Origin of the sequence: Methylobacterium sp. J-059 (assembly GCF_022829485.1) — a bacterium.
Taxonomy (GTDB): Bacteria; Pseudomonadota; Alphaproteobacteria; order Rhizobiales; family Beijerinckiaceae; genus Methylobacterium.
Genome location: NZ_JAKSYA010000009.1, coordinates 1 through 4,337, shown reverse-complemented (window position 1 = coordinate 4,337; position 4,337 = coordinate 1). Strand labels below are relative to the sequence as shown.

The window sequence follows — 4,337 nt, the reverse complement described above, 5'->3', positions numbered from 1 at the left end:
CCAAAGGGGCGCCTCGGTGCTCTGTAGTGCCTCGTCAATGCCGTACCGATGCAAGGCGGAGAGGCCTGAAGGAACATCGTTTATGAGTGTGACCCCGAAATCTGGGCGATTGGGGTCGAGCCAGACAACCACGGCATCTTCGAACGGCTTTGACATCAGGATCACATCCTCAGTGGCTAAAACCGATTTCTCAATACATAAATTCAGCCTAAGGTTGCGATTGCTAGTGGGGTGTGTAGTTTCTCGGTTAAGCTTTAGTAACTAACAACTGTGGCATTCCTGGCGAAGCTGCGCGTTTGAGCCGATAGGCATCATCCGCATGACATGGTGGTGCCGCACCCACCCGTAAGTGCGATCTCGGGCTCAATTGCACGAACATTCTTACGGTTAGACACGCTGCTTTCCGCGCCCACCCCCCCCGCGGACGTCATCTTCGGCGGCCGGAATGCCTATCAGGACCTGTAAGGGGGGGGCGTTCGTACCATGCGGATCTTCCCCGATACGAGCTCGCGGCCAATGCAAACCGCATACGTCCAATGAGCCCATAAATTCTCGTTCTGCCGATCGACTCATTGTTGTCCGATGCGACACCACTCCATGCGGCGCCACATGATGCACCGTGGCGGCGGCCGAACCATCGAAATGAAGAAGGGGCTCTGAATTTGGCCTGTCTCCTGAGAGGTGGTTCTCCCTAAGATTTGGCTTCGAGCCAGGTGGAGGATGTTGTCATGGAACGGAAGAAGCATACGGTTGAAGAGATTTTCGCCAAACTGCGACAAGTTGATGTTCTGGTCTCCCAAGGTCGCAAGGTTGCCGAAGCAATCCGCTCCATTGAGGTGACTGAGGTCACGTATTACCGCTGGCGCTCCGAATTTTGCAGCCTGAAGAGTGACCAGGTCAAGCGGCTGAAGTCCCTGGAGACGGAGAAACAACGGCTTCGTTGGGCGATCTCGGATCTGACCTTAGAGAAGCTCATCTTGAAGGAGGCAGCTTCGGGAAACTCCTTCTCTATGCGGAGTTCATCGGTCAACTCTCTTTCGTGCGCATCCTGGTTCGGCGCGTGAACGGTCTTGTGGAGTTCTTGTTTCTCTCCGAGGTCGGCGTAGGCCGCCTCATGATGGGATCAGAGGGGGTGGGCGGAGCCATCTAAGCCGCGCGCTCGGCAGATCCGACGCTAGAGTTTCCTCGGTCTCACCCGCTCCCGTCGTCCCCACAGGGACCTCCTCCACGCCGGAGGAGCTCGGTGTTGTGTTATGCTGGTGTGCGGGCCTCAGGCCGCCGTGACGGTCGCGGCCGACCAGCGGAAGTCCGTCTCGTCGCGCCACATGCGGTGCAGCACGATTGCCAGCTTGCGGGCGACGGCCACGAGCGCCTTCTGCATGCCCCGGCGCTTGGCCACCGCCAGTCCCGGACCTTCAGCGAGGACCACCGGCCGCGCGGGCTGGTCAGCAGCACGAGCGCGGCCTCATACAGCGCGGCACGCATCATCGTGTCCCCGCACTTCGAGATCGAGAAAGCCCAGAGACTGGTGAAGGCGTAGCGCGGCGGTCGTCCTACCAGGGCTTCCTATCTCCTGATGATGACCGATCGAGCATCGTCATTATCGACGCCCCCAACGATGGGGATGCGCTCGCCCTTATGAGTTGGATCGCTGAGGGTTGCGCGTTCGAGCTTTGGAACGGCCGCGTATGGATCGGCTAGTACCCCCTACGATAGCTCCCCGACCTCCGACGGACCGCCCCTCGGCCCGCTGCACCTGCAAAGGACTCCGGGTGCCGCCGCAGGCAGTCGGGATGTCCCAGCCGAACCAGTACGGCCGGACCTGCCGTGCCGCGATCGGCGTTGAGCGCACTAGCTTGCCCTTGCGGACCTGACCGGCGCACGGTGCCGGTATGTGCAACCTCTACAGCCTCGACACGGGCCAGGACGCGATCCGCATGGCATTCGAGATCGACTGCGACGAGATCGGCAACCTGCCGCCGTTGCCGGCGATCTTCCCCGACCAGATGGCGCCGATCGTGCGCCTCGCCGATGGCAAGCGCGAGCTGGCGATGATGCGCTAGGGCTTTCCCTTGCCGGTGAGCAAGGGGCCGCAGCACCCGGGCACGAACGTGCGGAACGTAAGGTCGCCCTATTGGCGGTCCTGGCTCAAGCCGAAGCAGCGCTGCCTAGTGCCGATGTCGTCGTTCAACGAGTATGCCGACACGAAGCCCAGCAAGACCCCCGTGTGGTTCGCGCTTGATGAAGACCGGCCGTTGTTCGCCTTCGCCGGGATCTGGCGACCCTGGACAGGCGTGCGCGGTCCGAAGCGCGACGAGCCGGTGGAGGAGGAGCACCGCCTCTATGCCCTCCTCACGACGAAGGTCAACGGCATCGTCGGGCCGGTGCATCCGAAGGCGATGCCGGTGCTGCTGACCACGCCGGAGGAATGGCGCACCTGGCTGGGGGCGCCAGTCGAGGAGGCGTTGTCTCTACAACGGCCCTTGCCGGATAGAAAGATGATGGAAGTGGAGCGCGGCAAGCGCACCGATACCGCTCAAAGCCGCGCTTAGAGCAGCTACTTCTTTGTAGCCAGCTAGGCGATCAGATCGTCAATTTTTTTGCGTCCGGGTAGCCCCCAAAAATCATCTTCGTGCCGGGGACTTTGGCCTTGGGGTTTTCAGCCATTCGTGCAGATTAGCTTCGTCCCAACTGATAGCAGATGATTTCATAGCAGCCGAATAGCTATATCATTCCTCAGAGGCTGACTTGCGTCCGAATACACCTGTCAGTTTCGAACCGAAACCCTTCTTTCCAAACGCATGACAGGCTTTGCAGGGAGTAAAGGCTTTCTCTCCTGCTACGATATCACCCTCAGCATGAACGACCATCGGAAGAAGAATAGTTGCTAGGGCATCGACGATAAAATGGCGCATGAAACTTACTCGTAAAATGCTGTTAACGTCTTCGTATCAGCTAAGGAAAAAGCGCACATGACAACCAACCTGCGACGTTATGTAGGCCTTCAGTGGTGCAAATAGAGTTTCAGGGCGTATCGACTGCACCAACCATCCACACCGTCGCGCCAAGCCGGCTCCGATCGAGCCCCTTCGCGACATAGCGCTCATCTGCTCGGGCAACCTGCACAGCTGCCGAAGCACGCCCCACGAAGCTCAGATTGCCCTGCACAGCCTGTTCGAGCTGCATCCGCACCGCGCCATCCGCCACGACAGCAAGGCCGCCCACGGTCCTAACCCAAGGACGCTGCGGGAGATGATCGAGGGGAAAGTGAGCATGAGAGGCACCTGAAGGATGCCGTACGGTGCCCGAATGGGTCTGCGAAGGCTGCTACGCCTGCGCCATAGCCGGCACAAAAAGCGAACAGGCCTGCCAGATGGTGAGCCTGCTCGTTGACTTCAGTAGGCGCGAGGCCTTGCGTGGCGCCGGCGACGTCGTCCGGGGCGAGATCGCTCTGCTTCGCCACGAGATGGCCGCCAACCTGCGAAGCCTAATCATCGGCCTCGCGGCGATGGCCGGCGCGGCGGTGTTCGTAGTCGTCGGCTTCCTGGTCTTGGTCGACGCCTTGGTGAAGTCGCTCGCCAACGTCGTCAGCTAGGAGGCAATTGCCGCCATGAGACCGTTCTCGCTCAACGGGCTCATGCCGACCCGGACGAGCCGACAGCTCCGGCAGGACGCCACCGTCATCAAGGAGCACGTAGACGCATGATTAGCGACGCCAATACGCTGGAGCGCGACATGGAATCCAGCCGCGGCCGCCTGGACCGAACCCTGGAGCGCCTAACCCCGATAGGCGTCATCGAGGAGGTGCTCGGCACCGTCCGCCGCGACGCGGCCGGAGCTGGCCTCTACGACGGCGCCCTGGAGGCGGTCCGCCGCAACCCAGTTACAGTCCTCATGATGTGCCTCGGCGCGGTGACGCTGACTGGCATACGCTCACAAGCAGACTTTCCCGTAGTCTACCGCAGGTAGTGAACGAAAGCGAAGTCGACATTCGCTTCCACTTGTTGCCCCTTTGAAGGGGACCGGTGGAAATCTGCCCTTCTCTGACATTATGAACGCCAAGCTGACCGAGTTCAGGCCCTCGGGACCTGGAATGGCCCGCCACTTGGCCCTGTGCTGATGCCGCCAGAGGATGTCTGAGAGTATGCGCGTGAGATGCTGTGGGGTGTCCTGGCCTTGAACCGTCAGGCCTCGACTAAGAGCGCCTAACAGAACGGCACCCTGAGCGTTGATGTGCGTTGGTGTTTCATGGCCCGCGCACTTCTTCCCGACGATCTCTGGGACGAGATCGCCCCGCTGCTTCCGCCTCCCCGACCCCGTCCGAAAGGCGGTCGACG

At 60.8% G+C, this 4,337-nt stretch carries 4 protein-coding genes and 4 pseudogenes; 5 read left to right on the top strand and 3 right to left on the bottom strand.

Going from position 1 to position 4,337, the window contains the following annotated elements:
• Positions 1–728: 728 nt before the first annotated feature.
• A pseudogene (locus tag MKK55_RS00230) lies at positions 729–1,010 on the top strand (transposase); the annotation flags it as partial.
• A 260-nt stretch (positions 1,011–1,270) separates the two neighbouring features.
• Here MKK55_RS00230 and MKK55_RS00225 read toward each other — a convergent pair.
• Positions 1,271–1,509, bottom strand: a pseudogene (locus MKK55_RS00225) (IS110 family transposase); the annotation flags it as partial.
• 383 nt (positions 1,510–1,892) lie between these two features.
• On the opposite strand from MKK55_RS00225, the pseudogene MKK55_RS00220 reads away from it, so the two are divergent.
• A pseudogene (locus MKK55_RS00220) lies at positions 1,893–2,552 on the top strand (SOS response-associated peptidase).
• 177 nt (positions 2,553–2,729) lie between these two features.
• Here the strand turns inward: MKK55_RS00220 and MKK55_RS29285 are convergent.
• Together MKK55_RS29285 and MKK55_RS00210 are read right to left on the bottom strand one after the other, a co-directional pair.
• A complete protein-coding gene (locus MKK55_RS29285; protein WP_409565990.1) occupies positions 2,730–2,915 on the bottom strand; it encodes a c-type cytochrome in 186 nt (61 codons plus the stop codon).
• Positions 2,916–3,024: 109 nt separating this feature from the next.
• Complete coding sequence (locus MKK55_RS00210) at positions 3,025–3,186, bottom strand: hypothetical protein (RefSeq protein WP_243932686.1); 162 nt, start codon at positions 3,184–3,186, stop codon at positions 3,025–3,027.
• Positions 3,187–3,301: 115 nt separating this feature from the next.
• On the opposite strand from MKK55_RS00210, the gene MKK55_RS00205 reads away from it, so the two are divergent.
• The 3 genes and pseudogenes from MKK55_RS00205 to MKK55_RS00195 all read left to right on the top strand — a co-directional run.
• Positions 3,302–3,595, top strand: a complete 294-nt coding sequence (locus MKK55_RS00205; RefSeq protein WP_243932684.1) for a phage holin family protein — start codon at positions 3,302–3,304, stop codon at positions 3,593–3,595.
• A gap of 107 nt (positions 3,596–3,702) precedes the next feature.
• The gene (locus MKK55_RS00200; protein ID WP_243932682.1) at positions 3,703–3,969 is read left to right on the top strand and encodes a hypothetical protein; all 267 of its coding nucleotides are present in this window, start codon (positions 3,703–3,705) and stop codon (positions 3,967–3,969) included.
• A gap of 279 nt (positions 3,970–4,248) precedes the next feature.
• Positions 4,249–4,337, top strand: a pseudogene (locus tag MKK55_RS00195) (IS5/IS1182 family transposase); the annotation flags it as partial.

What these genes read in the sequence shown, in the direction of transcription:
- MKK55_RS29285 (WP_409565990.1), bottom strand. Translation starts at nt 2,915, where the DNA reads ATGCGCCATTTTATCGTCGATGCCCTAGCAACTATTCTTCTTCCGATG.
- MKK55_RS00210 (WP_243932686.1), bottom strand. Translation starts at nt 3,186, where the DNA reads ATGCAGCTCGAACAGGCTGTGCAGGGCAATCTGAGCTTCGTGGGGCGT.
- MKK55_RS00200 (WP_243932682.1), top strand. Translation starts at nt 3,703, where the DNA reads ATGATTAGCGACGCCAATACGCTGGAGCGCGACATGGAATCCAGCCGC.